This is a genomic window from Escherichia sp. E4702 (assembly GCF_963883545.1).
Lineage (GTDB): Bacteria > Pseudomonadota > Gammaproteobacteria > Enterobacterales > Enterobacteriaceae > Escherichia.
The window spans coordinates 229016-253487 of record NZ_CAWORF010000036.1; the positions used below are offsets into that span (position 1 = coordinate 229016).

Genomic DNA, 24472 nt, shown 5'->3' on the forward strand with positions numbered 1-24472 from the left:
TCAGTCACCTAAGTATTGAATGGTGATGTGGTATTTAAAGACATGCTGCTCAATGCTGATTGGCACGCGTTTGCCCTTGCGATTCAGATAGGTGATTTCCGTGACCAGCTTGCCGCTGGCGTTACGCAGCTCGCGTTTGTCACCGTTGTCGCGAAGCGTCCATCCTGCGGGAAGTTGCAGTTGCCAGGCGCTAATCGGCCAGTGGCTGAGCATCACGTCAGCCAGTACCTGACTTGCGGGCGGTAACTGTGGGACGACGATGGATTGCTCGGCGCGTAGCCCTTGCGCATCGTAGGTCACCAGAAACAGGCGAATGCCGACCGACGACAGCCCGGCAAGGGTGATTTTCTGGTCGTCGGCGTTAAGCATCACTAGCAGCGACTGGGTTTTGCCGTTGAAGCTGCCGGTCAACAGTTGCTGGGAATTGACGGCGGGTGAAATCCCTGGTGCCGGCAGCGTGATGCGCGTGCCTGGTTGCAGCCATGCCTGCGGGCGGCCTTCCTGTTCCGGCTGTGAGTGGCTACAGCCGGTGAGGATAAGCGTAGCGGTCAGGGCGAACGCTCGCCAGAATGTGGGTTTGATCATTTTTTTGTTCTCTTTTTATCGGGCATAGCCAGCGGCGAAAGCAGGAAGGCGGTGAAAATACCGCTCACCAGCACAATGCCAAAACTGCTGATGGCCTGAGTGGCGCTGAATACCAGCATTCCCAGCGTCAGCAAGGTGGTGAGCATTGCCAGCGTGATCGCCAGTAGCGAAGTTAATGGTGTACCGCGCGGATTACTGAAAAACAGCGTGTAGTTGATACCGATGCCAAGCACCAGCACCAGCGCCAGCAGCGAAAAGAGATTCACCGCCTGCCCGCTCATCGCCAGCACCGCCAGACCGCAGCTCAGCGAAAGCACCGAAGGCACCAGGCTGATAAGCCCTTTGCGCCAGCCGAGGCGAGCTACCGCGCCGCAGGCAATCACCGCCAGCGCCACCAGCAACAAGCCGGTTAAGACGTAGCGGTAAAGTGCGAACAATTCATCAAAGGTGCTTTTGCGATCAACCCAGGCAATGCCGCAAGGGTAATATGTGGAGATTTCCTGTAGCGCCGCACTATTTTTAACCCCTTCAACCGGCACCAGCACGCCGCTTGCGCCGTTTTCCAGCGTCAGCCACAGCAGACGCCAGCCTTCACTGGCGGGGCTTGCCAGCCATTCATCAACCTTCACCGGCATGGCGTTGAGGTCTGGTTTCACTGCCATCATCCCGGCGTTTTGCAGTGCTTTCGTTACCGTCGGGGTAGCCGTTTTCAGCAGATGTAAATCTTCCTCCTGCCGCGCCAGGGAGTTCAGCGGAATAGTGCGGTAGTTGCTGATAAGGCCGTCTTTTTTCGCTTTCTCCAGCGAAGCGGTAAATGTCTCCAGCCGTCCCAATGTTTGCTGTGGCGAATCGCCGTAAACCACAAACCATTTTTGATCGACGCTTTGTCCGGTCAGGGCGGTAATGGCTTTTTCCTGCGCCAGAATATGCTGCGGCAGCGCCTGTAACTGCGAGATATCGTCATCGACGCGCAGCATTGACATCCCTGCCAGCGAAAACAGCGCCAGCGCGACGGGCAGACCCAGCGACAGTTTTTTATTACGCCGCCATGCCGCCAGCCAGCGCAGCATCAGCGCCATCGCCGGAACCGGACGCACCGGCAGGCCACGGCACAGCCACGGATGCCAGAACAGGACGGTCAGACAGGAGGCGCTTAACCCGACGGCGGCAAAAATCGCCATCTGGCGAATGCCGGGGAAGGGGCGAGCATCATAATCAGATACGCCGCCACGGTGGTGAGCAGCGCCAGCAGCAGGGCATTACGCACTTTCGCCAGGCTTTGCCACGGCGAAACATCGTTGCCGTGCACCATCCGCTCGGTGAGGTAATAGAGCGTGTAGTCAGCGGAAATGCCGATAACGCTCATGCTCATCACCAGCGTCATCAGGTGTAATTCACCGAAAATCAACAATGTGGCGACCGTTCCCGCCAGCGCGCCGATGCCGATGGAAATCACGCAGAGCAGCAACGGACGTAAAGAGCGGAACACCGCCACAATCAGCAATATCACCCCCAGCAGCGTTGCCACACCCAGGGTGGAGATGTCCTGCTTCGCCTGTTGGCTGGCGTAATCGCTGTAAAACACCGTGCCGCGCGAGAGCAACTGCGCCTGCGGGTAACGCGTTTTTAGATCTTTTTCCAGCGTATTCAGGGTCGTGATCAGCTGGTGGGTTTGCTGCATATCAAACGACGATCCCGCCAGTTCGCCGTGCAGCAGATACCAGTAGTTGCCCTGGGGATCCTGCGTCACCAGCCAGCCGTCCATCAGCCGCAAACGCTGGCCGTTTTTCGCCATCGCCAGCTGCGAGCCGCGCATTAACATCAGCGGATCGTTTTGCAACTCTTTGCCGCTTACCCCGGAGAACGCGGAATAAAGCTGGGAGAGGATCCACTGCGCCTGCGCTTCGCCGCCGTTTTGCAGGCGGGCGCGAGTGTCGGGGTCAATCAGGCCGTTGCGGTGCTGCCAGAAAAACGCTCCCCACGCTTGCTGGCTGGCGGCATCCATTGGCCCTTTAACGTCGCCGAGCGCAGCGGATTTTGCAGCAGCGTCAGCCATTCCTGAGCGACTCTGGGATTAGCCTCTTTACCGGGGCTGACCAGCCACACCAGTTGGCGGTCCAGACGCTGCATAAAGCCGTCATTCAGCGCTGGGGGAATATCGCCCATCGCCTGTTTGGGTAACATTGCCAGCACGCTACTGTTCAGCCGTGATTGCGGCAGCAGAATCAGCAACGCCGCCGCCATGACCAGGCAGACGATCCCCCATAACAGCGCGGGGCGTTTACTGGGCGGCAAAACGTTGGCGTTCGTCATCGGTCAGTTGCGCTGGCGTCAGTTGATGTTGGGTAAGAGCGATATCGGTGCGATCGCCCTGTTTATCATTGAGTTGAATGCTCTCCAGATAGGTTTGCCCGGCGAGATCGATGGTGTTGAAAATTTTATCCAGCGGCGTGGTGGTTGGGGTCAGGCGCAGCGTCCAGCGGCCTTCGCCTTTGTCGGCAAATTCGACGCGGAAGTTTTGTTCCAGCACTTTGCGATCGGCCTGGAACAGCGCGCGCAGCAGGTGGTTAAACTGGAACATCTGCGGGTTATTTTCTGCCGTGATGATTTGCGGCGGCTGACCGTTGATCACCTGCACCATGCGTTTATCGTCCAGCAATAGCTGCATGGGGAACGGTGAGGTTTGATCCCACAATAACCCATGGTCGCGGGCGATCAACATCTGGCCCTGCGATCGCAGCGGCTGCGGCAGATCTTTAATCGTCCGGGTTTGATCGAAATGGGCGCGGATCACCGGTTGTTCGGTAAAGCGTTGCTGAAGATCGTCCAGGGTCAGGGCGCTCACAAACGGGCTAATCAGCAGCGCCAGCAGCGGTAAAAATTTCATGGTTTGACTCCCATGCGTTCAAACAGAATATCGGGGCTGACAAAGCACAGTTCGCGACTTTGCTCGTCGACCGCGACCTGAATGGTGTATCCGGTGGTGGCGCGTTTGCCCGTTTCGGCATCGAAAATCTGATAGCCAATCCGCAGACGGTTTTCGAACTCTTCGATATGCGCACGCACGCGGATGCGCTGCTCAAAGGTGAGGGCGTGGCGATATTTCACCCGCGCATCGACCACTGGCCACAAATAACCTGACTCTTTCATCTGCCGATAGCCGTAATTGAACTGGTTGAGCAGCGCCTCGCGGGCCACTTCAAAGTAGCGAAAATAGTTACCGTGCCAGGCCACGCCCATCATATCGACGTCGTGAAAGGGAATGGTCAGCTCGACTTCAGCGGTAAATCGGGGATCGTTAAGCACCCTTTACTCCTTGTCCTGAATTTCCGGCAGTTGCCAGAAATCGAAAAAATTAAACCAGTCGAGGGGCGACTGGAGCGCGTAATGTTCCAGACGCGCGGCGTAGTGGTCGATAGCGTTTTGCAGCGCCTGTTGGCGTTCGCCACGCGGCAACAGCAGTGGGTCGGCAAAGGTTTCGCAGTGAATATGCAGCTTGCCGTGCTGGCGTAGGGCGAAAATTAGATTCACCGGGCAGCGCAAAATGGACGCGAGAATAAACGGCCCCTGTGGGAAGGGCGCAGGCTGGCCCATAAACGGACTCCAGCAGACGCGCCAGTCGCCGCCGCGTTGCGGGTTGACGGCGATGCGGTCACCGACAATCGCCACCCATTCGCCGTTATCCAGCTTTTCTTTCAGCAGGATGGCGGTTTCCGGGCCGATATCCGTCACCGGCATCAGGTTAATGCCTGCCTGCGGAGCCATCTCCTGCATTATCTGTTTAAAGCGTTGGGCGTTTTCGCTAAACACCAGCGCGTTAATGGTTTTGTAGCCCTGAATTTTCGCCAGCGCCCGGCACACTTCGACATCGCCAAGATGCGAGGCCAACAGCAATTTGCCGCGCGGATCGCTGACGTTAAGTGCCGCTTCAGCGCCTGGCGCAAACAGCACATCGCGCCCCAGTTGTAGCTCGCCGCGCCAGCTGGCGATTTTGTCGAGCATGGCGTTGCCGAAACGTAGAAAGTGCTGATAGCTGTTGAGTTTTGCTGCCTGTGGTTGATGCTGTCGTACACGGGCGAGCCAGTCTTGCGACGCTTTGCGCGCACGAGAAGCAGTGAGCCAGTAGACGCCCACCACCGGATAAAGCAGCGCGCTAAACGCCGTTCTTCCCAGCAGACGCCAGACCAGCAGCATCAGGCGCATTCCCCATAACCCTTTCACCTCACTCTGCCGCGCCCAGTGGCTGGAAGAGCGGCGCATCAGCAGTGAAGGAATACGCGGCAACATGCCGAAAAACAGACGCGTGTGCATGAGCGAGATGCGGACGTTATCTTTCAGGGCATCAAAATGCGAAAGCCCGTCCAGCGGATAGGTGACGCGGGTCGGCACGAAATAACTGGTATTTCCCTGCCAGTAGAGGCGCACCATCACTTCGGTGTCGAAATCCATCCGCTTGCCGATGGTGGCGTGTTTTGCCAGTTGCAGCGTCGGCGTGACCGGATAAACGCGAAAGCCGCACATACTGTCTTTCAGTTGCAGGGAGAGCGTTTCTATCCATACCCAGACATGGGTGACCCAGCGCCCGTACAGCCGTGAGCGGGGGATGGAGTCATCGTAAATCGGCTGGCCGGAGATCAGCGCCGCAGGGTGCTGTTCGGCAAGTGTTAGCAGTTTGGGGATATCTTCAATCGCGTGCTGACCGTCAGCATCCACCTGTACTGCATGGCTGAAGCCTGCGTCTGCCGCCGCCTGTAAGCCACGCATCACCGCCGCGCCTTTGCCTGCGTTTTCTGCTAAGCGAATTAAGGTCACGCCAGGCTGTTCGGCAAGCAGATTATCCAGTTGCTGTTGCGTGGCGGCATCGCTGCCGTCATCCACCACAATACAGGGCAGATTAAATGGCTTAAGACGCGCCAGCACGCCCGGCATCATCTCACCGTGGTTGTAGCAGGGGATCAACACGCAGGGAGAAAAGTTTACCGACATAGGCGGATCTTCCCGCTACTGGCGGTGTGGCGGGCGTCACCGTCGTGACGCTGATAGCTAAAGCTCAGAATCTGGCGATCTTCCTGCCAGTTAAGCGTGAGCGTGACGCGGTTTTCCGGCAGCAACGGAGACTGGAATTTTATGTTCTGAATGGAGTGAAAACGCCAGCCAGGCGCGAGCAGAGTGAGCGCGTAGCTCATCGCCCAGTCGATTTGCGCCACGCCAGGGAGTAATGGTTGCACGGCAAAATGACCGCGAAACCAGAACAGATCTGCCCTGAGATGCAAAACAATCTCAAGGTGATTCGCTTGTGCCTGATGGCGCTCGATTTCATGGGGCTTCATGAAATAACTCCTGTAATTGCGCATAGACACGCTTGTTCATACTGTTTACTGGCATTTCATCAATAACGCGCCAGTAACGCGGAATGGCAACTGGCTCCAGCGTCGGGCGCAGTAATCGCCGCCAGGCCATTTCCTGGCTATGGCCGCCGCCGTTTTGCCATTGCAGATGAGCTTCATCATCCAGCACCAGCAAAACGCCAATGCACTGACGCCCGCCGCGCGTAACGGGAACTGCCGCCGCCTCGCGAATGCCGTCCAGCGCCAGCAGACGTTGTTCCACTTCCTGGAGTGAAATGCGTTTTTCTTCAATCTTAACGATGCGTCCGCGACGCCCCATCAGATGGAACTGGCCGTCTTCGCTAAACTGTAAGGTATCGTCGAGCAACAGGCCGTTATCTTCCGCCATCAGCGGTGAAAAGAGGCGAAAAGCATCACCTTCAGCCTGGAACTGCATACCTGGAAAGGGCAGCCAGCGTCGCTGCTCTTGTTCGCGGTAACGCCAGGCGATGACGCCGGTTTCCGTGCTGCCGTAGATTTCATCAGGCCAGACGCGTAGCCAGCTTGCGGTGTGTTGTACATCCTGCCACGGTAGCTCACCGCCAGCAGAGAGAAGCACCTGAACAGGCGGCGGGGATAGCTGAGCATCCAGACGCTTCAAAAATGCCGGGCTGCTGATGAAGATATAGCGATGCTGATGACTCAACGCGGCAAACTGTTCGACATACCAGAGCATGGCGGCGTGCAGCGGTAATCCCAGCGCCATGGGCAAGAAAATGCGAAAAGTCAGGCCGTACAAATGCTGCGGCAATACGGAACCGACGACACGACATCCGGCAAGACGTGCGCCTAATCGTTCAGCCAGCAGTTCTGCTTCACGGTCCAGCAAATGAACAGGTTTAATCACCCGCTTCGGCTGCCCCGTGGAACCGGAGGTAAACAGCTCGATATAAGCGTCTGGCGCTATAGCGGCAAAGGTGAATGATTGTGTCGCGACTTGTGGGGAACTTGCTACCAATAGCAATGAACCTTGCCAGTTAAGCTCGCTGTCGCTAAGCACACCATCGAACAGTTCACGTTGCTCATTAAGCTGGATGACGCGGTTATGCCCCGGAAGCACCGGTGTTTTTCCGGCGTGTAGCGTGGCGAGCAGGGCAACGATAAACAGATAGCTGTTCTCAAAGCACAGCGCCCAGCGTTCACCCGGCTGTTGCTGCAAGCGGCAGATAAGTTGCGCGACATCGTGACGCAAATCGCCCAGCGTCCAGGAGCTTTCGTCCAGCCATGCAATGGGCGTGTCATCAGGGCGTGGCGCAGTCAGCCAGCGTGCAAGCGGTAAGGTCTGCTTCATGAGCGATCTCTTTTCATCACCTGACGGCGCACCAGCCATTCACCAGCCATTAATGTTCCCATCAACAAATAAGCAATCATGCCGTTCCAGGCGGTCCATAACGACATATCGCCATGTAGCGCGGTAAAGAGGGCAATTCCGCCGTTAATGATGAAAAAGCCGCACCAGATTTGCGTGACGTGGCGGGTATAGCGCACGCCCTTTTCCGGAAGGTCTGGCTCCTGCAAACGCGCCAGCCGCTCAACTATCGGCATTTCCGACCACAGCGAACCGCCAAAAACCGCCAGCATTACCGTATTAACCACTACCGGGTAAAACAGCAGTAGCTGGTGCGTTTTCAACGCAAAGCTGGCGACACACAAGGCGATGCCTACGACAGCGACGATTTGTGTTACGGCTTGTAGCGGCCCCGCCTGGCGACGGGTCTGGCGCAGGCGCAACAAAAGCAGCAGCGCCATCAGCGGCAACAGCCAATGCAGGCCGTTATGTGCCAAACCAAGCCAAATCACAAACGGCCAGGTGAGCAGCAATAATCCGGTCAGCAGCTTAATAATCGGTAGCGAGCGAATGCCCGACATCAGATCAGGCTTCTTGTAGCAGGCGTTCTACGGCCTCTACGACATCCTGGACTGTACGCACTGCTTTAAACTCTTCCGGCTTGATTTTCTTACCGGTTTTCTTTTGCAGGTGCACAATCATGTCAACGGCGTCGATGCTGTCCAGTTCCAGATCTTCGTACAGGCGCGCTTCAGGTTTGATGTCCTGCGGATCGATTTCAAACAGCTTAACCAGCAGGGCTGAGACTTCCTGATAGACGGTTTGTTGTTCTGTCATGATGGCTTTCCTCAGGCACGTTGCGCAGCAATGAAAGAGGCCAGAGTGGCGACGGAGAAAAAGTGCTGACGCATCTCTTCACTTTCCGCAGAAAGTACAACGCCATATTCATTTTTCACTGCCAGCCCCAGTTCCAGGGCATCGATGGAATCCAGCCCTAAACCGTCGCCGAACAGCGGCGCATCGGTATCGATATCATCAGGCGTCAACTCGTCCAGATTGAGGGTGCTGATGATGAGGTTTTTAATTTCCAGATAAAGCGCTTGCATTATTTATTCCTGAGAGAGGTAAACAACCTTGTTGTAATTGAAGCAAAAGATGCCGGTTTAGCTGCCTTGCTGCCAGCGCCGGTTCTTGTGAAGTTGCATCGTAAAATTTATTGATTTCTACCCGCGCACGGACTTCAACCGTAAAAAACGGCCTGGCAGGCGGAACGTCATACCATTTACTTTGTTTATCCAGCAGATGCTCGCTACAGCCGATCGTCACGATGCGTAAATCGCTGGCGCAGCGCACGGCAATATTCGCCGCCCCGCGCTGCAACGTCATTTTTTCACCGGGCTTCGTTCGCGTGCCTTCGGGGAAAATCAGGATAGTGTCACCCTGTGCCAGTCTCTGTTGGCAGCGGGGTAACAGGGTTTCAGCTTCGCTGTTGATTAAATAATCTGCCGCCCGCACGACGCCGCCAAGAAAAGGATTTTTTAACAGCGCGCTTTTCACCAGGCAGTCAGTTTCTGGCATGACTGACGCCAGCAGTACGTAATCGATTAGCGTGGGATGATTGGCTACGACGAGGCAACCGCGTTCCTGACGTAAGATTTCAGCCCCATTAATCCGATAATCCAGCACGCCAAGCCCTTTTGCGACTGTTAAAAACAGGCGAAAACTGGCGGCAATGCTGCGACGCGCCAAACGACGGCGGCGGGAAGTATCCCACACCAAAACCAACAATACGTTAAACCACACAACAGAGAGCAGTAGTCCGCCGAGGCCAAACAGGGCAAAACACAACCCGGTCATAACCAGTCGCCATGTCCACTCCAGGCGCGACATCAGCTTACTCATCTGCGGCTCCAGCGCCATTGCACGCGCTCGCCAGGCAGTGAAAATTTATCAACGTTTTGTAAAAAGTGCTGTAAAAACAACATGCTTTGCGGCAGTGATGTTTCATTGCCCGCAATGACTGGCTGTGTTTCACATTGCCAGTCATCGCCAGCTTCAATCACCAGCGCGACGGCGTACGGCCAGGTCGGCATTTCTGCTGGCAGTTGTGGGTGATAGAACTCAGGCAGAAAGCCATCAAAATCGACCATCAACACGCGCTGGTATCCCGCTTGTAACAGGCTAAGCACTTCACATAAACCTTGCTGGAAACTGTCGCGACCAGCCGAAAGCGATGACGAAACGATCGGTTGTTTGGCCGCAATGGTCAGGTTACCCACGGAAGAGTTGTGTACGGAGAGCGCGAAGTCTGTCGGAGAGAGTGCCTGTTCGGTTGCCAGTGCATGAACAATGCGGTAATTGCGTTCTAGTTCGCCATGACGACTGGTATACAAAACGGCACCTGGCTGATGGCGGCGTAGCATTGCCAGACCGCACTCCACGGCCAGTTTGCTGCCAGAACTGAGACGGCGGGCGGTCATCATTGGCAATTCGCATAATTTTGCCAACGGTGCAGCAGGGTCAACCGCCCACGGCTGGCGCGACCATGCTTGCCATTGCTGGGCTTCGCTAAGTCCAGGCGCCAGTGCCTTCCAGTCGGTAATATTTAATGTAAATTTCATCAACGCGCGCCCGCGGTAAACCAAAATTATTAAGTGACGATTATTTCTTTTGGCATATCAGTAAGGTATGCCCAACGCCTAAATTATCGTGGCGCTCTGCTACCTGAAATCCTGCTTTATTCAGATAGTCGTAAAATTTCTCTGCGCTATAGAAACGGCTGTTACCGTTTGCCATGCAGGTGAAATAAAGTGAGGAGGCATTCAGACTAAACGATGCCGCTTCAAACCGCTGCGCATCCCAGAACAACTCCATAATGCAAAGTTTTGCGCCGGGCTTCATTACGCTGGCAACTTTGCTGAGTATGCTAATTATTTGTTCGGGTGAAAAACAGTCTAAAAATTGACTCATCCACCAGATATCAGCCTCGCCCGGTAACGGCGCATCGCTTAGCATATCCACAGCATGGAAATCTATACGATCAGAAAAGCCTGCATTCGCGATATTTTCTTTGGCGAGCACGATTTGTTGTGGCAGATCTAATAACGTAACGGTGATGTTTTCGTTGTATTTACAGCAGCGCAAAGCCCACTTACCGGTATTGCCGCCTACATCGTACAAGGTTGTGGGGTTGTTGGCGAATACATAAGGCAGTGCGGCGTTAAATGCGCCATCTGAATAGTAATGATCAAAGGCGAACCAGCTTTCACGGGCGGCATCCGGTAATTGTGAAAGTGCCGGATATATCGTCGGCCAGTCGCCAAATACTTTTAACCCGGAAGGTTTGCCTTCATTGAGTGAATCGGCGAGGAAGAATAGCCCCTGATAACAGACATCCTGGGTAAAATCCATATTCACGCGCGTCATGGTGTCATGCAGGAGGTAATGACCGATTTTCGCCAGGTAATAAATTCCCTCTTTGCAGGTAATAATTCGCCCGCTTAAGCCCATATCTAACAGAACGCTGGCAGCATATTCGTTGATATGACTATTTTCGGTGATATCAGCCAGCGTTGCGCCATGTTTGCCTTGCCGATCCAGATAAGAAAGTACACCCGCATTACGCAGGCAGAGAGCTGTTTGAAAAAGCATGGGGGCAAAGGCAATGCGTTGAGCTTCGGTAATCGCATCCAGTGCGCTAAGAGAATCCTGTTCGTACATGTTGGGCACAACCTGTTAAGAGGGAATTAAATTATTATCGGACCGAAGCGGCCCGACTTTAGGGGAAATTACAAATCTGCGCCAGCCGACAAATTCAGTTGAATATCTTTGTCGAGATTGCGGACCCAGCGATTATAGTTTTTATGAATTTGTCCGCCTGATGCTTGCAGGTTCTGACTATTTTCATAATTGATATCGTAGCTGGATGCCGTGTAGTTAATGCGAATTTCTGCTGAATGATCGCGTGATTGTTGACGTGCTTTAATTACACCTTGTCCGGCTTCGGACATAATCCATTTGCGTTCAACGCCAGCTTTCAGAATCGCTTTTTTAACTTGATCCTGAGTATGACCGGCGCTGACGGTTGAGTGAACTTGATCAATTGGCGCAGTACGCGCACAACCCGCTAAAGCGCCCACAACAGCAATAGCAGCAAACCATTTCATGTAGTGTTTCATTATAACCCCATTAAAGTATTGTTTTTACGAGTAAAGCAGGATTTAACTGTAATTGCTGGTCTCACTATTCTTTATTTAGCGAAAAATTTACTTATGAGATAAGTCAGTAAGTGCACATCAGAGCAAATCATTTTGAGATGACTAAATTACTGCCAGCGGGGACCAACTATAAGTGAGTGAGAAAAATGAGGCAATAAAAATAACACAATATAATCAGTGCGTTCTCTGGGATGGGAATTTAATGATTATTCGGTGTTTATATATATTTGACTTAAGGAGTGGTTTTTAGAAATTAATTTTCTGAATAATATTGCATCATTTCCTCAAATCAAATGGCCACCGTTAGATAAACAGCAGCCATTGCCTGATCAGGATGCGCTATTAACCTGGTAATCGACTTTTCGGCCTTCCCGGCCCCAGTAAAATCGCCAGTTTGCTACCGCCTTTCGTGGTTTCCATCCAGATTTTACAGACGCTGGTTAATGGCACCGAGAGTAGCATTCCTACCGGACCGAGCAGCCATCCCCAAACCAACAACGAAAGAAATACCACCATGGTGGACATCCCCAGACGATGGCCCATCATCCGTGGTTCTAAAATATTGCCGATGACCATATGGACAACTAAAAACAATGCGCCGACCAGAATACATTCGTAAACACCATTAAACAGCAGCACCTGAATCATTGGCGGTACGGCGGAAATTACCGCGCCGATATTGGGGACGTAGTTGAGTAAAAACGCCAGTACCGCCCACATCAGCGCAAACTGCACGCCCATCAGCGCCAATCCCAGCCAGACGATAACGCCCGTCCATAAACTTAGCAGCGTTTTTAATGCCAGATAATGCGAAACGCCTTTTAATGCGCGGTGTAATCCGGCGATGTGAATCTGTGGGTTATTCAACGCAAAACGCATTTTGTAAGGGACGTGGCGTACTTCAAACAGCATAAAAACAACGGTCATCACCAGCAGAAGTACGCTCGCCATGGCCCCGGAAAGCCCGGTCATTAAAGCGGTGGTGAAGGTAACCACTTTTTCTGAATCCATCCGCTGCAACATTCGTTCCGGCGACATATGCAAATTAAGAAAAGGCAGCATCTCCTGCAATTTAAAAAGCTTGCGCGTCAGCTCCTTATTAAACTTCGGCAGCATAGAGATGAACTCGTTAAACGATGCCGCCAACACACCGACCAGCGCAGTAAGCGCAATCAACATCACTACGACCACAATCGTAATGGCAACGGGACGCTGAACTCCGCGACGAATAAACCAGGTCACCAGTGGATTGAGGACGATGGCGAAAAACAGCGCCAGTAACAATTGCACAATGATATCTGCCGCTGCGTGAATACCCGCGAGGATTACTACCAGTGAAGCCAGCTTGAGTAGAATGTGCATGCCCGTTTTATCGGGTTGAGATGTTTCCATTGGGGCTTCCTTATGACTTTTTGTATTAAGTGTAGCGGGAGTCACGCCAGCAATATTCTGATTCTTCTTGCTGATTTACACGCCACCACGTGGTAAAAATGAAACACTGTTGTAAAAATGTGGTGCTCCTCATGCCCGTACCTGTTGCCGAACCGGCGCTTAACGGAATGCGCCTGAATTTGCGCATTGTCTCCATTGTCATGTTTAACTTCGCCAGCTATCTGACCATTGGGTTACCGCTCGCCGTGCTACCGGGCTATGTCCATGATGTGATGGGCTTTAGCGCCTTCTGGGCGGGGTTGGTTATCAGTCTGCAATATTTCGCCACGTTGCTGAGTCGTCCTCATGCCGGGCGTTATGCTGATTTGCTGGGGCCAAAAAAGATTGTCGTCTTCGGTTTGTGCGGCTGCTTTTTGAGCGGGCTGGGTTATCTGGTGGCTGGGTTAACCGCCAGTCTGCCAATTATCAGTCTGTTATTACTTTGCCTGGGGCGCGTGATTCTTGGGATTGGGCAAAGTTTTGCCGGAACGGGGTCGACACTGTGGGGCGTTGGCGTGGTCGGTTCGCTGCATATCGGGCGAGTGATTTCGTGGAATGGCATTGTCACTTACGGAGCGATGGCGATGGGCGCGCCGTTAGGTGTGGTGTTTTATCACTGGGGCGGTTTGCAGGCGTTAGCATTAATCATTATGGGCGTGGCGCTGGTGGCTATTTTGTTGGCAATACCGCGTCCTACGGTGAAAGCCAGTAAAGGCAAACCTCTGCCGTTTCGCGCGGTGCTTGGGCGCGTCTGGCTGTACGGTATGGCGCTGGCGTTGGCTTCCGCCGGGTTTGGCGTTATCGCCACCTTTATCACGCTGTTTTATGACGCTAAAGGCTGGGACGGTGCGGCCTTCGCGCTGACGTTGTTTAGCTGTGCGTTTGTTGGAACGCGATTGTTATTCCCTAACGGCATAAACCGCATGGGTGGCTTAAACGTGGCGATGCTCTGTTTTAGTGTAGAGATAATCGGCCTGCTGCTGGTTGGCGTGGCGACTATGCCGTGGATGGCGAAAATCGGCGTCTTACTGGCGGGGGCGGGCTTTTCGCTGGTGTTCCCGGCATTGGGCGTAGTGGCGGTCAAAGCGGTGCCGCAGCAGAATCAGGGGGCGGCGCTGGCAACCTACACCGTATTTATGGATTTATCGCTTGGCGTGACCGGACCATTGGCAGGGCTGGTGATGAGTTGGGCGGGCGTACCGGTGATTTATCTGGCGGCGGCTGGGCTGGTCGCAATCGCGTTATTGCTGACGTGGCGATTAAAAAAACGGCCTCCGGTGGAAGCACCTGAGGCCGTTTCGTCATCTTAAAACTTACTGAATAACCAGCGTGTTAATGATGTTTTCTGCGGTGGTCTGCGCTTTTTGCTGATCGTCAGCAGGCAGTGTGATTTGCATTGTCAGCAGTTGGTTGCCCACGTTACCCAGAATGACGGAAGAGTACGCCGTCTGGCCTTTAGCAGAGATAACGCTGTCTAACTGCTGCATTTTGTGACCTTTCAGCTCAATGGCTTTGTTGGTCACCACTTGCAGCTGTGGATCGCGGCTACGTTGCTGATCTTCCAGACGCTTCGCCAGCACAGCCAGGTCTTCTTTCGGATCATCGCCCATAATAACAATCACCGCTTTCTGCCCGGTGGCGTCGGACCAGACGTGCATGTTATTGGCCTGTGTTCCCAGCTTACCGCTCTGGTCGGTCATATCCGCTGGCAGCGAGAAGCTTAACTTGCCATCAAGCAGGTTGACGGGATTCGCGGTAGCGTTACTTTCCGCGACTGTACCTTCCGCTGTAGTGTTAGTGTCTTTATCATCACAGGCCGCAAGCCCCATAACCAGCAGGCCAATTCCGACATATTTAACCAGATTGCGCATTGACATCTTCCTTTCGATAAACGGCCATAACGGCTCATTCATCCATCTTATCACAAGTCTGATAACGAACCTTTAACTCGCCTGCAAAGCGTTGATTTCGGATTTATCTGCCAGTCTTTTCAATAGCATATTGAGTAATACGCCATACATTGGCAGGAAAAAAACGATGCTGATTAACACTTTGAAACAGTAATCAACCAGCGCGATTTCCATCCAGTGTTCGGCCATAAAGGCATCCGGACTCCGCCAGAAAGCAATGAAGAAGAATGCCAGTGTATCGCTGACGTTACCAAACAGCGTGGACGCCGTCGGCGCCAGCCACCAGCGACGACTCTGACGCAGGCGGTTAAAGACATGCACGTCGAGGATCTGCCCCAGCGCGTAGGCCATAAAGCTGGCAGTAGCGATACGAGCGACAAACAGGTTGAAGTGGGCGAGAGCACCGAATCCCTGCCATGAACCCATATAGAACAGCGACGAGATGACATAGGAGATCAATAACGCCGGGATCATCACCGCAAAGATGATACGACGGGCCAGCGGTGCGCCAAAAATACGCACGGTCAGGTCGGTAGCAAGAAAAATAAACGGAAAGCTAAACGCACCCCAGGTGGTGTGAAAACCAAAAATGGAGACCGGAAGCTGAACCAGATAGTTACTGGAGGTGATCACCAGCAGATGAAATAACGATAACCAGAACAACGCCTTGTAGCGCAGTGGTTGTGTTGAAACGTTCATATTTTACCTTTTTGATTAACCATTGGGGTGAGGGAACCCAATACGTACGACACGCTATTTTACCTTGATGAAATAACGTTCTTACCCTTTTTTCGAGCCGCCGCATGATACTGCTTTACGTTGACAATGCAATGGCTAATTTTCACGCAATCGTTAACCTGGTTTGCTAACGGACATACAGAGCGTAAACTAGCGCCGTTTTTTTATGTGATGAGAAGAAAATGACCGATCTCTTTTCCAGCCCTGACCACACACTCGACGCGCTTGGCCTGCGCTGCCCGGAACCGGTGATGATGGTGCGCAAAACCGTGCGCAATATGCAGCCTGGCGAAACGTTGCTGATTATTGCCGATGATCCGGCGACGACTCGCGATATTCCTGGGTTTTGTACCTTTATGGAACACGAACTGGTTGCTAAAGAGACGGATGGCTTGCCTTATCGTTATTTGATTCGTAAAGGCGGTTGATAGGGGCTGATTGGCTTCGATGCCGCCTTTTCCTCACCCCCTAACCCTCTCCCCAGAGGGGCGAGGGGACCGAACGTGCTCAATGTTGCGGCTTGCAACTGGTTTGGTAGGACGGATAAAGCGTTCAAGCTGCATCTGCGAAACGGTGCACAATGCCTGATGCGACGCTGTCGCGTCTTATCATGCCTACGAGTTCGATGCTCTGTGTAGGCCAGATAAGGCGTTCACGCCGCGTCCGGCACGCAAGTGTAATGGAATGCACAAATGGATTATTTAATTCCAGTTTGTCTGGGATTGCTGGGATTGCTGGCGATATTCGCCCCCAATTGGCTGATGCCTGTTTTTATCATCATGGGGGGATGGCTGGGGGTACTTGCCTGGGGTTGGCTCTGGCTAATGATATTTTTACCTTTACTTAACGGTGTCGGGCTTGCTTATGCCCTGTGGTTGATGTTCAAAAGGCCATCATTAGCATCCCGTCTGGTTGCAGCATTCAGTGTTATCTCCGTCATTCTGATGTTAGCGCTATATTACGCTTTCCTGACCATGCCGCCGTTCCCGCCTCAGCACTAAGCCTGATAGCCAGAGGCTATCAGGCAACACCTTTATCTCCTGCGCAACAACCTTAATGCATTCGCCGTTACCAGCACCGTCGCCCCCGTATCTGCCAGCACCGCCAGCCACAGGCCGGTCATCCCTAACAGTGTGGTGACGAGGAAGATCCCTTTCAGCCCCAGCGCAATAGTGATGTTCTGGCGGATATTGGCGTGAGTCGCGCGCGCCAGTTCAATCATCTGCACCAGGCCGCGCAGGTGGTTATGGGTTAATGCTGCATCTGCGGTTTCCAGCGCCACGTCTGTGCCGCTGCCCATTGCAATCCCGATGGCGGCAGCTTTCATCGCTGGCGCGTCGTTAATACCGTCGCCGACCATCGCCAGCGGCGCATGTTGATTCAGCTCGGTCACCGCTTTGACTTTATCTTCCGGCAAGAGGCCCGCTTTAAATTCCAGCCCCAGTTCCCCGGCGATTGCCGCCGCTGCGCGTGGATTATCGCCAGTAAGGATCACCCCTTTGACGCCCAGCGCGTTCAGTTCATTGATAGCAGTTGCGGCATCGGCGCGCAGGGTGTCCTGCAATGCAATGACACCAAGTACGTCATCGTTACGTACCACCAGCACTACCGTTTGCCCGGCACTTTCCAGTTCATTAATCAAACCAGCAAATGCATCAGCAGGATGTTTACCAGCAGCGCATATCAATACGCGTTTACCGTTAACCTGCGCTTCAATACCTGACCCGACCAGCGCCCGCTGTGACTCGGCGGCGGGAATGGCGAGTGCTGCGACCTGCGCTTCACGAACTATGGCTTGCGCAAGTGGATGCGTTGCGCCTTGCTCGACCGCCGCTGCCAGTGTCAGCAGTTCAGATTCGCTAATACCCGTTGCCGGATGGATGGCGGTAACGCGTGGTTTCCCGATGGTCAGCGTTCCGGTTTTATCAAACGCCACCTGGGTAACGCGACCTAGCTGTTCCAGTGCCGCGCCACCTTTAATTAACGCCCCACGACGTGCCGCCGCCGCCAGCCCGGAGGTAATCGCCGCGGGCGTGGAGATAACTAACGCACACGGGCAACCAATCAGTAGCAGCGTCAGCCCTTTATAAATCCACTCCTGCCAGCTGGCGGCAAACAGCAGCGGCGGCACCAGCGTTACCAGCAGAGCGACGGCCATAATCGCGGGCGTATAGATACGGCTGAAACGGTCGATAAACCGCTCAATGGGCGCGCGGCGCTCTTCGGCTTCTTCGATCAGTTTCAGAATCCGGTCAATGGCGCTGGCACCCGGTTCTGACAGCACTTCCAGCGTTACCAGACGGTCTACGCTGGTGGCACCAGCAGGGACTTTATCGCCCGTTGTGCGCTCCACCGGAATAGATTCGCCGGTCAGGGCGCTTTCATCAAAACTGGCAAACGGTGAGAGCAGTTTACCGTCGGCAGGCAAACGCCCACCTGCCGCAACTTCAATCACATCGCCAGGGCGCAGGCTGTTTATTGCCACCTCTTCCCGCTCACCGTTACGCAGGCGCGTGGCGGTTTCTGGTTTCAGCGCCATTAACGCGCTGACCCCTTGACGTGCGCGGCTGGCGGCCCAGCCTTCCAGTCGTTCGCCAATCAAAAACAGCAGCAACACCATCGCAGCTTCAGCCGTTGCGCCAATAAACAGCGCACCAATGGCGGCTACGCTCATTAACGTTTCAATAGCAAAGTAACTGCCGGATTTGATCAGCCGTAATGCCTGACGAGCAATTGGGTACAACCCAACCAGCGTGGTCGCGATAAACGCCAGTTGACCAAACGGATGATTGAACTGCTCCAGTCCCCAACTGATTGCCATCATCACGATAAGCGTAATCAGCGGCAGATTCTCTTTCAGGCGTGATTCTTGTGGTTCGTCGGTGGCCTGTTCATCGCGCAGGGAATAGCCTGCTTTTTGCACCGCAGATTCAACTTGTGCGCGGATGTCATTGTCGGCATCAACCACCAGCTTCTCGGTGGCAAACAACACCTGCACCTGATTCACGCCTGCAAGCTGGCGCACGGCATTTTCTACCTTGCGCGCACAAGCGGCACAGTCCATGCCGCTGACTTTCCAGCTATAGCGGTTGCCGGAGATGTTTTCGGAGAGTGTTGGCGTACTGGAACATGCGCCGTCGCAGCAACAGTCGTTGGCGTTCTTTACCGGTGTTAGCGGTTTGAACGCAGCAAATTGAGGGGCTTTCTTGCCGAGATTGTCAGGAGTCGACATGGCATCCTCCGGTTAAGTTTTTTCTCATTAACCGAAGGATACACTCTGGAGTCGACTCCAGAGTCAAGTTTTATCAGAGATACAGCGAGCGGACGATGAGGAAGTGACCGGCAAAGTAGCAGGCAGCAGCAATGGCGTTATCGGCCCGGAAGCGGCGGCGATAGTGGCTACCCAGCCAGACAAAGTTGCTGATAAACAGTAACGAAGCGCCGACAAACGCAGAGAGCGCCGGAGCGGTCGGACGGAAGAACCACAGTTCACCTGCCAGCCACACCATCACCAGCGTCATACCGACAAAGGTACAAATGGGCCAACGTAACTCTTCCAGGCGTGTCCAGATAATGGCCAGCAACAGCGCGCCCAGTACCAGCAGCACCAGCGGCAATGGCCAGAAGAAAGAGAGCGTCATCTGGCTGGCGAAATAGATGGTGTACAGCAGGTGAGAGAGGAAAAATGCGCCAATGGCGTACATCAGACGCTGACGTGGTAATAGCGTTAGCGCATCGCCCAGCAGCGACGCACATAGCCCCGCCAGTACCAGATAGCTAATCGCGTCGAACATCGGCGCTTGCCAGGCCAGTAATAGCAGGAGAAGAAGAGTTAACGGTTTAAACACCCAGCGTTGCCAGGTTGAACCACGATAGGAGGCATCCACAGATAGCCATGCGGAAAGACAGACAGCGATAAACGACCAAAGCATCTTAGTTCCTTGAATTCGTTATTATTTAGTAAGCGGAATGCCTACAGTCTTGCTATTCAGTTTAGTGGCGAGGGCGGACAGATGACAACACCATAACGGGCAGGGTATGCTTATTTCCGCATTTTCCGATAAGGTACAAAGATGAGTAAACCACCTCTTTTCTTTATTGTTATCATTGGCTTAATTGTTGTCGCTGCATCGTTTCGCTTTATGCAGCAGCGGCGGGAAAAAGTTGATAATGATATGGCACCGCTCCAGCAAAAGCTGGTGGTGGTGAGTAACAAGCGGGAAAAACCAATTAACGATCGCCGTTCGCGCCAGCAGGAAGTGACTCCGGCTGGCACCAGTATGCGCTATGAGGCAAGCTTCAAACCGCAAAGCGGTGGACTGGAGCAGACGTTCCGCCTCGACGCCCAGCAGTACCACGCCCTGACAGTGGGCGATAAAGGTACGCTGAGCTATAAAGGCACGCGTTTTGTCAGTTTTGTTGGCGAACAATAAGGTTATTTTTTAACTTTAAATTTCTTCTGCCAGGCCAGCAGTTCAAACACGCCGAAAAGGAAAATACGCACCTTTTCGGCGGTGGTAAGCTGCGGACCATCCTTCGGCAAAGTGGATTTCAATAGCGCCAGCTGCATACCATGCATCAGCACGGTAAAAATCAGCGCCACGTTAACGAAAATATTCAGCGGTCGCGGAAATGGCTGAACAAGATTGAGGATTAAAAATCCCCATACGCAAAGCATTAACAAACGTCCAATATTAATCAGCATCACTTTCTCCTTGTGTTTCACGCTGATACAACCGATAAGCAACTTGCCCCGCCACTTTTTCCCGATATAACGACCAGTTTGCCGGAACAGTAGGCAGACCGTTTTCGACTTCACTCTCGACATATATCCAGGCTTCGTCAGCCAGCCAGCCGTTGTCTTCCAGTAAATTAATGGTTTCTTCCAACAAGCCTCGGCGGAATGGCGGATCGACAAACACGATATTATGCGGCGTGCCTTTTTGCGCCAGGAATGACATTGCATTGCTGTTAACCACCCGCGCATTATCTGCTTTCAGGGTTGCCAGATTCTTGATTAATTGCTGATGCACCGCACGATCCATCTCAATCAGCGTGGCGCCCGCAGCGTAGCGAGACAAGGCTTCCAGCCCCAGCGCGCCGCTACCGGCGAAGCAATCCAGACATTGCGCATCGACGATAACCGGAGCCAGCCAGTTAAATAACGTTTCGCGCACGCGATCGGTGGTGGGGCGCAGGCCTGGGCTGTCCGGAACCGGGAGTTTACGGCCTCGCCACTGCCCGCCAATAATGCGGATTTGGCCGCTACCGGAATGATTCGGTTTTTTCATGATAAATTGCTCAATCCGCCAGATAACACATAATTGCAGGCGGTGATGTGTATTCAGTTAAGTGATAGACTATTTCATCATTTTTTTAGCTGCTATGTACATAGCGTTAACGCTGTGCCATGAAGCAACAGCGAGGAGTGTAGTCGCAGATGGCGAAAGAAAAAAAAACGTGGCTTTTTTTCCTGGCTGGGCTTTGGTCAAAAAGAGCAGACCCCGGAAAAAGAGACAGAAGTCCAAAATGATCAATCGGTTGTAGAAGAAACTGTCCAGGCAGAAGAGCCTGCGAAGGTTGCTGAACAACTTGTTGAGGCGTTGCCGCAGGCCCATACTGAAGCCGAGGCGGAAACTTTTGCTGCCGAAGTGGTGGAAGTGACTGAACAGGTTGCCGAAAGCGAGAAAGTGCAGCCTGAAGCTGTTATCGAAGCGGAAGTTAGTGCACAGCCAGAACCCGTAGTGGAAGAATCGCCAGCACCGGTAGTTGAACCTGAAGTCACGCCGGAGCCAGTGGCTATTGAACGTGAAGAGCTGCCATTGCCGGAAGACGTCAACGCCGAAGAAGTTTCGCCAGAAGAATGGCAGGCAGAAGCGGAAACCGTGGAGATTGTCGAAGCGGCGCAAGAAGAAGCGGCTAAAGAAGAAATCACCGACGAAGAGCTGGAAGCACAGGCGCTGGCGGCAGAAGAGGCGGTGATGGTGGTTCCTCCGGCAGAAGAAGAGCAGCCGGTTGAAGAAATTGCCCAGGAGCAAGAAAAACCGACCAAAGAAGGTTTCTTCGCGCGCCTGAAACGCAGCCTGTTAAAAACCAAAGAAAATCTCGGTTCCGGATTTATCAGCCTGTTCCGCGGTAAAAAAATCGACGATGATCTGTTTGAAGAGCTGGAAGAGCAGCTTTTGATCGCCGATGTGGGTGTGGAAACCACGCGTAAAATCATCACCAATCTGACAGAAGGCGCATCCCGCAAGCAGCTTCGTGACGCCGAGGCGCTCTATGGCCTGCTGAAAGAAGAGATGGGCGAGATTCTGGCGAAAGTCGATGAACCACTGAACGTCGAAGGCAAAGCGCCGTTTGTGATCCTGATGGTGGGCGTCAATGGCGTGGGGAAAACCACGACGATTGGTAAGCTGGCGCGTCAGTTTGAACAGCAAGGTAAATCTGTGATGCTGGCGGCGGGCGATACTTTCCGTGCGGCAGCGGTTGAGCAGCTTCAGGTCTGGGGGCAGCGCAACAATATCCCGGTGATTGCTCAGCATACCGGTGCGGATTCCGCCTCTGTTATCTTCGACGCCATTCAGGCTGCGAAGGCGCGTAATGTTGACGTTCTGATTGCCGATACCGCCGGACGCCTGCAGAACAAATCGCACCTGATGGAAGAGCTGAAGAAAATCGTCCGCGTGATGAAGAAACTCGACGTTGAAGCCCCGCATGAAGTTATGCTGACTATCGATGCCAGCACCGGGCAGAATGCGGTAAGCCAGGCCAAACTGTTCCACGAAGCGGTTGGCTTAACCGGCATCACGTTAACGAAACTGGACGGCACGGCGAAAGGCGGGGTAATTTTCTCGGTGGCTGACCAGTTTGGTATTCCTATCCGCTATATTGGTGTCGGCGAACGTATTGAGGATTTGCGTCCGTTTAAAGCGGACGACTTTATAGAGGCACTTTTTGCCCGAGAGGATTAACAATGATTCGCTTTGAACATGTCAGCAAGGCTTATCTCGGTGGGAGACAGGCGCTGCAGGGCGTTACGTTTCATATGCAGCCGGGTGAGATGGCGTTTCTGACCGGTCATTCCGGTGCAGGGAAAAGTACCCTCCTGAAGCTGATCTGTGGGATTGAGCGGCCAAGCGCCGGGAAAATCTGGTTTAGCGGCCATGACATCACGCGTCTGAAAAACCGTGAAGTTCCGTTTCTGCGCCGCCAGATCGGCATGATTTTCCAGGATCACCATCTACTGATGGACCGTACTGTCTATGATAACGTGGCGATCCCGTTGATTATCGCCGGTGCCAGCGGTGACGATATTCGTCGCCGTGTATCGGCGGCGCTGGACAAAGTCGGGCTACTGGACAAAGCGAAAAACTTTCCAATACAGCTTTCTGGCGGTGAACAGCAGCGCGTTGGCATTGCCCGCGCGGTGGTGAACAAACCTGCGGTACTGCTGGCGGACGAACCGACCGGTAACCTGGATGATGCGCTGTCAGAAGGGATTTTACGTCTGTTTGAAGAGTTTAATCGCGTTGGGGTAACAGTATTGATGGCAACACACGACATCAACCTGATTTCACGACGTTCCTATCGCATGCTCACCCTGAGCGATGGTCACTTGCATGGAGGCGTGGGCCATGAATAAGCGCGATGCAATCAATCATATCCGGCAGTTTGGCGGGCGTCTTGATCGCTTCCGTAAATCGGCTGGTGGCTCTGGCGACGGTGGGCGTAACGCGCCGAAACGCGCGAAGTCCTCGCCAAAACCGGCAAATCGCAAAACCAACGTTTTCAACGAACAGGTGCGCTATGCGTTCCACGGCGCTTTGCAGGATCTGAAAAGCAAACCGTTCGCCACGTTTCTAACCGTGATGGTCATCGCCATCTCGCTGACGCTGCCAAGCGTCTGCTATATGGTGTACAAAAACGTTAACCAGGCGGCGACGCAGTATTATCCGTCACCACAAATCACCGTTTATCTACAAAAAACGCTGGATGATGACGCCGCTGCGGGCGTGGTGGCGCAGCTACAGGCCGAGCAGGGCGTGGAGAAAGTGAACTATCTTTCTCGTGAAGATGCACTGGGCGAGTTCCGTAACTGGTCTGGTTTTGGTGGTGCGCTGGATATGCTGGAAGAAAACCCACTTCCGGCAGTGGCAGTGGTAATCCCGAAACTCGATTTCCAGGGGACGGAGTCACTGAATACGCTGCGCGATCGAATCACTCAGATTAACGGCATTGACGAAGTGCGGATGGATGACAGCTGGTTTGCCCGTCTGGCGGCGTTGACCGGGCTGGTCGGGCGCGTTTCGGCGATGATCGGCGTATTGATGGTGGCGGCAGTGTTCCTCGTCATCGGCAACAGCGTACGTCTGAGCATCTTTGCTCGCCGTGACTCCATCAACGTGCAGAAACTGATTGGTGCAACGGATGGTTTCATCCTTCGCCCGTTCCTGTACGGCGGTGCACTGCTGGGATTTTCTGGCGCATTGTTGTCATTAATTTTGTCAGAAATTCTGGTACTGCGTTTGTCGTCAGCGGTGGCGGAAGTGGCGCAGGTTTTCGGAACTAAGTTTGATATCAATGGCTTATCGTTCGATGAATGTCTGCTTTTGCTGCTGGTGTGTTCGATGATTGGCTGGGTGGCAGCCTGGCTTGCCACGGTACAACATTTACGCCATTTTACGCCTGAATAATAAAAGCGTGTTATACTCTTTCCCTGCAATGGGTTCCGTAGCAGGGAAAGAGACCCCGTTGTCTCTTCCCGGTATTTCATCTCTATGTCACATTTTGTGCGTAATTTATTCACAGCGTTGCATTGAACTTGTGGATAAAATCACGGTCTGATAAAACAGTGAATGATAACCTCATTGCTCTTAAGCTCTGGCACAGTTGTTGCTACCACTGAGGCGCCAGAAG

The 24472-nt window shown here is 53.4% G+C and carries 27 protein-coding genes and 1 pseudogene; 7 read left to right on the plus strand and 21 right to left on the minus strand.

The window, feature by feature from the left end; genetic code table 11:
* The 15 genes and pseudogenes from AACU94_RS22270 to AACU94_RS22340 all read right to left on the minus strand — a co-directional run bounded on the left by AACU94_RS22270 (window position 1) and on the right by AACU94_RS22340 (window position 12869).
* Window positions 1-585: a DUF3261 domain-containing protein gene (locus tag AACU94_RS22270; protein WP_135488632.1), complete on the minus strand. Its 585-nt coding sequence runs from the start codon at window positions 583-585 to the stop codon at window positions 1-3.
* A pseudogene (locus AACU94_RS22275) lies at window positions 582-2898 on the minus strand (MMPL family transporter). Before AACU94_RS22275 ends, AACU94_RS22270 begins: the two are co-directional and overlap by 4 nt.
* Window positions 2867-3472 carry a LolA family protein gene (locus AACU94_RS22280; protein ID WP_130217780.1) on the minus strand — a complete coding sequence of 202 codons (606 nt, stop codon included), beginning with the start codon at window positions 3470-3472 and terminating at the stop codon, window positions 2867-2869. Before AACU94_RS22280 ends, AACU94_RS22275 begins: the two are co-directional and overlap by 32 nt.
* Window positions 3469-3891, minus strand: a complete 423-nt coding sequence (locus AACU94_RS22285) for an acyl-CoA thioesterase (protein WP_000930891.1) — start codon at window positions 3889-3891, stop codon at window positions 3469-3471. The genes AACU94_RS22280 and AACU94_RS22285 overlap by 4 nt, the downstream gene beginning before the upstream one ends.
* Window positions 3892-3894: 3 nt before the next feature.
* Window positions 3895-5571: a glycosyltransferase family 2 protein gene (locus AACU94_RS22290; RefSeq protein ID WP_135488633.1), complete on the minus strand. Its 1677-nt coding sequence runs from the start codon at window positions 5569-5571 to the stop codon at window positions 3895-3897.
* A complete protein-coding gene (locus AACU94_RS22295; protein ID WP_024225041.1) occupies window positions 5562-5915 on the minus strand; it encodes a 3-hydroxyacyl-ACP dehydratase FabZ family protein in 354 nt (117 codons plus the stop codon). Before AACU94_RS22295 ends, AACU94_RS22290 begins: the two co-directional genes overlap by 10 nt.
* Entirely contained in the window at window positions 5902-7263 is a 1362-nt protein-coding gene (locus tag AACU94_RS22300) for an AMP-binding protein (RefSeq protein ID WP_135488634.1), read from the minus strand. Before AACU94_RS22300 ends, AACU94_RS22295 begins: the two co-directional genes overlap by 14 nt.
* Entirely contained in the window at window positions 7260-7841 is a 582-nt protein-coding gene (locus AACU94_RS22305; RefSeq protein ID WP_135488635.1) for a COG4648 family protein, read from the minus strand. Before AACU94_RS22305 ends, AACU94_RS22300 begins: the two co-directional genes overlap by 4 nt.
* A gap of 4 nt (window positions 7842-7845) precedes the next feature.
* Window positions 7846-8097, minus strand: coding sequence for an acyl carrier protein (locus AACU94_RS22310; RefSeq protein WP_000139646.1), 252 nt, complete (start codon window positions 8095-8097; stop codon window positions 7846-7848).
* An 11-nt stretch (window positions 8098-8108) separates the two neighbouring features.
* Window positions 8109-8366, minus strand: coding sequence for a phosphopantetheine-binding protein (locus tag AACU94_RS22315; RefSeq protein WP_047643688.1), 258 nt, complete (start codon window positions 8364-8366; stop codon window positions 8109-8111).
* The gene (locus AACU94_RS22320; protein WP_135488636.1) at window positions 8341-9162 is read right to left on the minus strand and encodes a lysophospholipid acyltransferase family protein; all 822 of its coding nucleotides are present in this window, start codon (window positions 9160-9162) and stop codon (window positions 8341-8343) included. Before AACU94_RS22320 ends, AACU94_RS22315 begins: the two co-directional genes overlap by 26 nt.
* Window positions 9159-9881: a beta-ketoacyl synthase chain length factor gene (locus AACU94_RS22325; RefSeq protein WP_130217766.1), complete on the minus strand. Its 723-nt coding sequence runs from the start codon at window positions 9879-9881 to the stop codon at window positions 9159-9161. Before AACU94_RS22325 ends, AACU94_RS22320 begins: the two co-directional genes overlap by 4 nt.
* A gap of 40 nt (window positions 9882-9921) precedes the next feature.
* The gene (locus tag AACU94_RS22330; protein WP_130235625.1) at window positions 9922-10980 is read right to left on the minus strand and encodes a methyltransferase; all 1059 of its coding nucleotides are present in this window, start codon (window positions 10978-10980) and stop codon (window positions 9922-9924) included.
* A gap of 68 nt (window positions 10981-11048) precedes the next feature.
* Window positions 11049-11426 carry a hypothetical protein gene (locus tag AACU94_RS22335; RefSeq protein ID WP_130209208.1) on the minus strand — a complete coding sequence of 126 codons (378 nt, stop codon included), beginning with the start codon at window positions 11424-11426 and terminating at the stop codon, window positions 11049-11051.
* A 393-nt stretch (window positions 11427-11819) separates the two neighbouring features.
* Window positions 11820-12869, minus strand: a complete 1050-nt coding sequence (locus tag AACU94_RS22340) for an AI-2E family transporter (protein ID WP_130209100.1) — start codon at window positions 12867-12869, stop codon at window positions 11820-11822.
* 98 nt (window positions 12870-12967) lie between these two features.
* Here AACU94_RS22340 and AACU94_RS22345 point away from each other — a divergent pair, with 98 nt between their 5' ends.
* Entirely contained in the window at window positions 12968-14218 is a 1251-nt protein-coding gene (locus AACU94_RS22345; protein WP_135405466.1) for an MFS transporter, read from the plus strand.
* 3 nt (window positions 14219-14221) lie between these two features.
* Here the strand turns inward: AACU94_RS22345 and dcrB are convergent, their stop codons facing one another.
* Window positions 14222-14779: a phage sensitivity protein DcrB gene (dcrB, locus tag AACU94_RS22350; protein ID WP_130221346.1), complete on the minus strand. Its 558-nt coding sequence runs from the start codon at window positions 14777-14779 to the stop codon at window positions 14222-14224.
* A 72-nt stretch (window positions 14780-14851) separates the two neighbouring features.
* Window positions 14852-15517: a 7-cyano-7-deazaguanine/7-aminomethyl-7-deazaguanine transporter gene (locus AACU94_RS22355; protein WP_130221347.1), complete on the minus strand. Its 666-nt coding sequence runs from the start codon at window positions 15515-15517 to the stop codon at window positions 14852-14854.
* Between the two features lie 221 nt (window positions 15518-15738).
* Between AACU94_RS22355 and tusA the strand changes: the two genes are divergently transcribed.
* Together tusA and AACU94_RS22365 are read left to right on the plus strand one after the other, a co-directional pair.
* Entirely contained in the window at window positions 15739-15984 is a 246-nt protein-coding gene (tusA, locus tag AACU94_RS22360; protein ID WP_000130621.1) for a sulfurtransferase TusA, read from the plus strand.
* Window positions 15985-16248: 264 nt separating this feature from the next.
* A complete protein-coding gene (locus AACU94_RS22365; protein ID WP_130221348.1) occupies window positions 16249-16557 on the plus strand; it encodes a hypothetical protein in 309 nt (102 codons plus the stop codon).
* Window positions 16558-16589: 32 nt separating this feature from the next.
* Here the strand turns inward: AACU94_RS22365 and zntA are convergent, their stop codons facing one another.
* Together zntA and AACU94_RS22375 are read right to left on the minus strand one after the other, a co-directional pair.
* Window positions 16590-18788: a Zn(II)/Cd(II)/Pb(II) translocating P-type ATPase ZntA gene (gene zntA, locus AACU94_RS22370; RefSeq protein WP_135488637.1), complete on the minus strand. Its 2199-nt coding sequence runs from the start codon at window positions 18786-18788 to the stop codon at window positions 16590-16592.
* A gap of 73 nt (window positions 18789-18861) precedes the next feature.
* Complete coding sequence (locus tag AACU94_RS22375) at window positions 18862-19488, minus strand: lysoplasmalogenase (RefSeq protein WP_064527705.1); 627 nt, start codon at window positions 19486-19488, stop codon at window positions 18862-18864.
* A gap of 141 nt (window positions 19489-19629) precedes the next feature.
* Between AACU94_RS22375 and AACU94_RS22380 the strand changes: the two genes are divergently transcribed.
* Window positions 19630-19989 carry a DUF2500 domain-containing protein gene (locus tag AACU94_RS22380; RefSeq protein ID WP_130258728.1) on the plus strand — a complete coding sequence of 120 codons (360 nt, stop codon included), beginning with the start codon at window positions 19630-19632 and terminating at the stop codon, window positions 19987-19989.
* Window positions 19990-19991: 2 nt separating this feature from the next.
* Here the strand turns inward: AACU94_RS22380 and AACU94_RS22385 are convergent, their stop codons facing one another.
* Both AACU94_RS22385 and rsmD read right to left on the minus strand, forming a co-directional pair.
* Window positions 19992-20261 (minus strand): DUF1145 family protein, encoded by a 270-nt coding sequence (locus AACU94_RS22385; RefSeq protein WP_089635439.1) that lies wholly within the window; start codon window positions 20259-20261, stop codon window positions 19992-19994.
* Window positions 20251-20847: a 16S rRNA (guanine(966)-N(2))-methyltransferase gene (gene rsmD, locus AACU94_RS22390; RefSeq protein ID WP_130209084.1), complete on the minus strand. Its 597-nt coding sequence runs from the start codon at window positions 20845-20847 to the stop codon at window positions 20251-20253. Before rsmD ends, AACU94_RS22385 begins: the two co-directional genes overlap by 11 nt.
* 186 nt (window positions 20848-21033) lie before the next feature.
* Here rsmD and ftsY point away from each other — a divergent pair, with 186 nt between their 5' ends.
* The 3 genes from ftsY to ftsX are packed head-to-tail and all read left to right on the plus strand — an operon-like array spanning window position 21034 to window position 24249.
* Entirely contained in the window at window positions 21034-22527 is a 1494-nt protein-coding gene (ftsY, locus tag AACU94_RS22395; protein WP_135488638.1) for a signal recognition particle-docking protein FtsY, read from the plus strand.
* 2 nt (window positions 22528-22529) lie between these two features.
* A complete protein-coding gene (gene ftsE, locus AACU94_RS22400; RefSeq protein ID WP_000617723.1) occupies window positions 22530-23198 on the plus strand; it encodes a cell division ATP-binding protein FtsE in 669 nt (222 codons plus the stop codon).
* Window positions 23191-24249 (plus strand): permease-like cell division protein FtsX, encoded by a 1059-nt coding sequence (ftsX, locus tag AACU94_RS22405; protein ID WP_130209080.1) that lies wholly within the window; start codon window positions 23191-23193, stop codon window positions 24247-24249. Before ftsE ends, ftsX begins: the two co-directional genes overlap by 8 nt.
* Window positions 24250-24472: the final 223 nt, after the last annotated feature.

Excerpts from the sequence above, each read along its gene's own strand:
- AACU94_RS22290 (WP_135488633.1), bottom strand. The coding sequence starts at position 5,571 with ATGTCGGTAAACTTTTCTCCCTGCGTGTTGATCCCCTGCTACAACCAC.
- rsmD (WP_130209084.1), bottom strand. The coding sequence starts at position 20,847 with ATGAAAAAACCGAATCATTCCGGTAGCGGCCAAATCCGCATTATTGGC.
- AACU94_RS22310 (WP_000139646.1), bottom strand. The coding sequence starts at position 8,097 with ATGACAGAACAACAAACCGTCTATCAGGAAGTCTCAGCCCTGCTGGTT.
- ftsE (WP_000617723.1), top strand. The coding sequence starts at position 22,530 with ATGATTCGCTTTGAACATGTCAGCAAGGCTTATCTCGGTGGGAGACAG.
- AACU94_RS22295 (WP_024225041.1), bottom strand. The coding sequence starts at position 5,915 with ATGAAGCCCCATGAAATCGAGCGCCATCAGGCACAAGCGAATCACCTT.
- AACU94_RS22325 (WP_130217766.1), bottom strand. The coding sequence starts at position 9,881 with ATGAAATTTACATTAAATATTACCGACTGGAAGGCACTGGCGCCTGGA.
- dcrB (WP_130221346.1), bottom strand. The coding sequence starts at position 14,779 with ATGCGCAATCTGGTTAAATATGTCGGAATTGGCCTGCTGGTTATGGGG.
- AACU94_RS22280 (WP_130217780.1), bottom strand. The coding sequence starts at position 3,472 with ATGAAATTTTTACCGCTGCTGGCGCTGCTGATTAGCCCGTTTGTGAGC.
- AACU94_RS22355 (WP_130221347.1), bottom strand. The coding sequence starts at position 15,517 with ATGAACGTTTCAACACAACCACTGCGCTACAAGGCGTTGTTCTGGTTA.
- AACU94_RS22385 (WP_089635439.1), bottom strand. The coding sequence starts at position 20,261 with ATGCTGATTAATATTGGACGTTTGTTAATGCTTTGCGTATGGGGATTT.
- AACU94_RS22335 (WP_130209208.1), bottom strand. The coding sequence starts at position 11,426 with ATGAAATGGTTTGCTGCTATTGCTGTTGTGGGCGCTTTAGCGGGTTGT.
- AACU94_RS22320 (WP_135488636.1), bottom strand. The coding sequence starts at position 9,162 with ATGAGTAAGCTGATGTCGCGCCTGGAGTGGACATGGCGACTGGTTATG.
- AACU94_RS22345 (WP_135405466.1), top strand. The coding sequence starts at position 12,968 with ATGAAACACTGTTGTAAAAATGTGGTGCTCCTCATGCCCGTACCTGTT.
- zntA (WP_135488637.1), bottom strand. The coding sequence starts at position 18,788 with ATGTCGACTCCTGACAATCTCGGCAAGAAAGCCCCTCAATTTGCTGCG.
- ftsX (WP_130209080.1), top strand. The coding sequence starts at position 23,191 with ATGAATAAGCGCGATGCAATCAATCATATCCGGCAGTTTGGCGGGCGT.
- tusA (WP_000130621.1), top strand. The coding sequence starts at position 15,739 with ATGACCGATCTCTTTTCCAGCCCTGACCACACACTCGACGCGCTTGGC.
- AACU94_RS22305 (WP_135488635.1), bottom strand. The coding sequence starts at position 7,841 with ATGTCGGGCATTCGCTCGCTACCGATTATTAAGCTGCTGACCGGATTA.
- AACU94_RS22375 (WP_064527705.1), bottom strand. The coding sequence starts at position 19,488 with ATGCTTTGGTCGTTTATCGCTGTCTGTCTTTCCGCATGGCTATCTGTG.
- AACU94_RS22330 (WP_130235625.1), bottom strand. The coding sequence starts at position 10,980 with ATGTACGAACAGGATTCTCTTAGCGCACTGGATGCGATTACCGAAGCT.
- AACU94_RS22380 (WP_130258728.1), top strand. The coding sequence starts at position 19,630 with ATGAGTAAACCACCTCTTTTCTTTATTGTTATCATTGGCTTAATTGTT.
- AACU94_RS22315 (WP_047643688.1), bottom strand. The coding sequence starts at position 8,366 with ATGCAAGCGCTTTATCTGGAAATTAAAAACCTCATCATCAGCACCCTC.
- AACU94_RS22270 (WP_135488632.1), bottom strand. The coding sequence starts at position 585 with ATGATCAAACCCACATTCTGGCGAGCGTTCGCCCTGACCGCTACGCTT.
- AACU94_RS22340 (WP_130209100.1), bottom strand. The coding sequence starts at position 12,869 with ATGGAAACATCTCAACCCGATAAAACGGGCATGCACATTCTACTCAAG.
- AACU94_RS22365 (WP_130221348.1), top strand. The coding sequence starts at position 16,249 with ATGGATTATTTAATTCCAGTTTGTCTGGGATTGCTGGGATTGCTGGCG.
- AACU94_RS22300 (WP_135488634.1), bottom strand. The coding sequence starts at position 7,263 with ATGAAGCAGACCTTACCGCTTGCACGCTGGCTGACTGCGCCACGCCCT.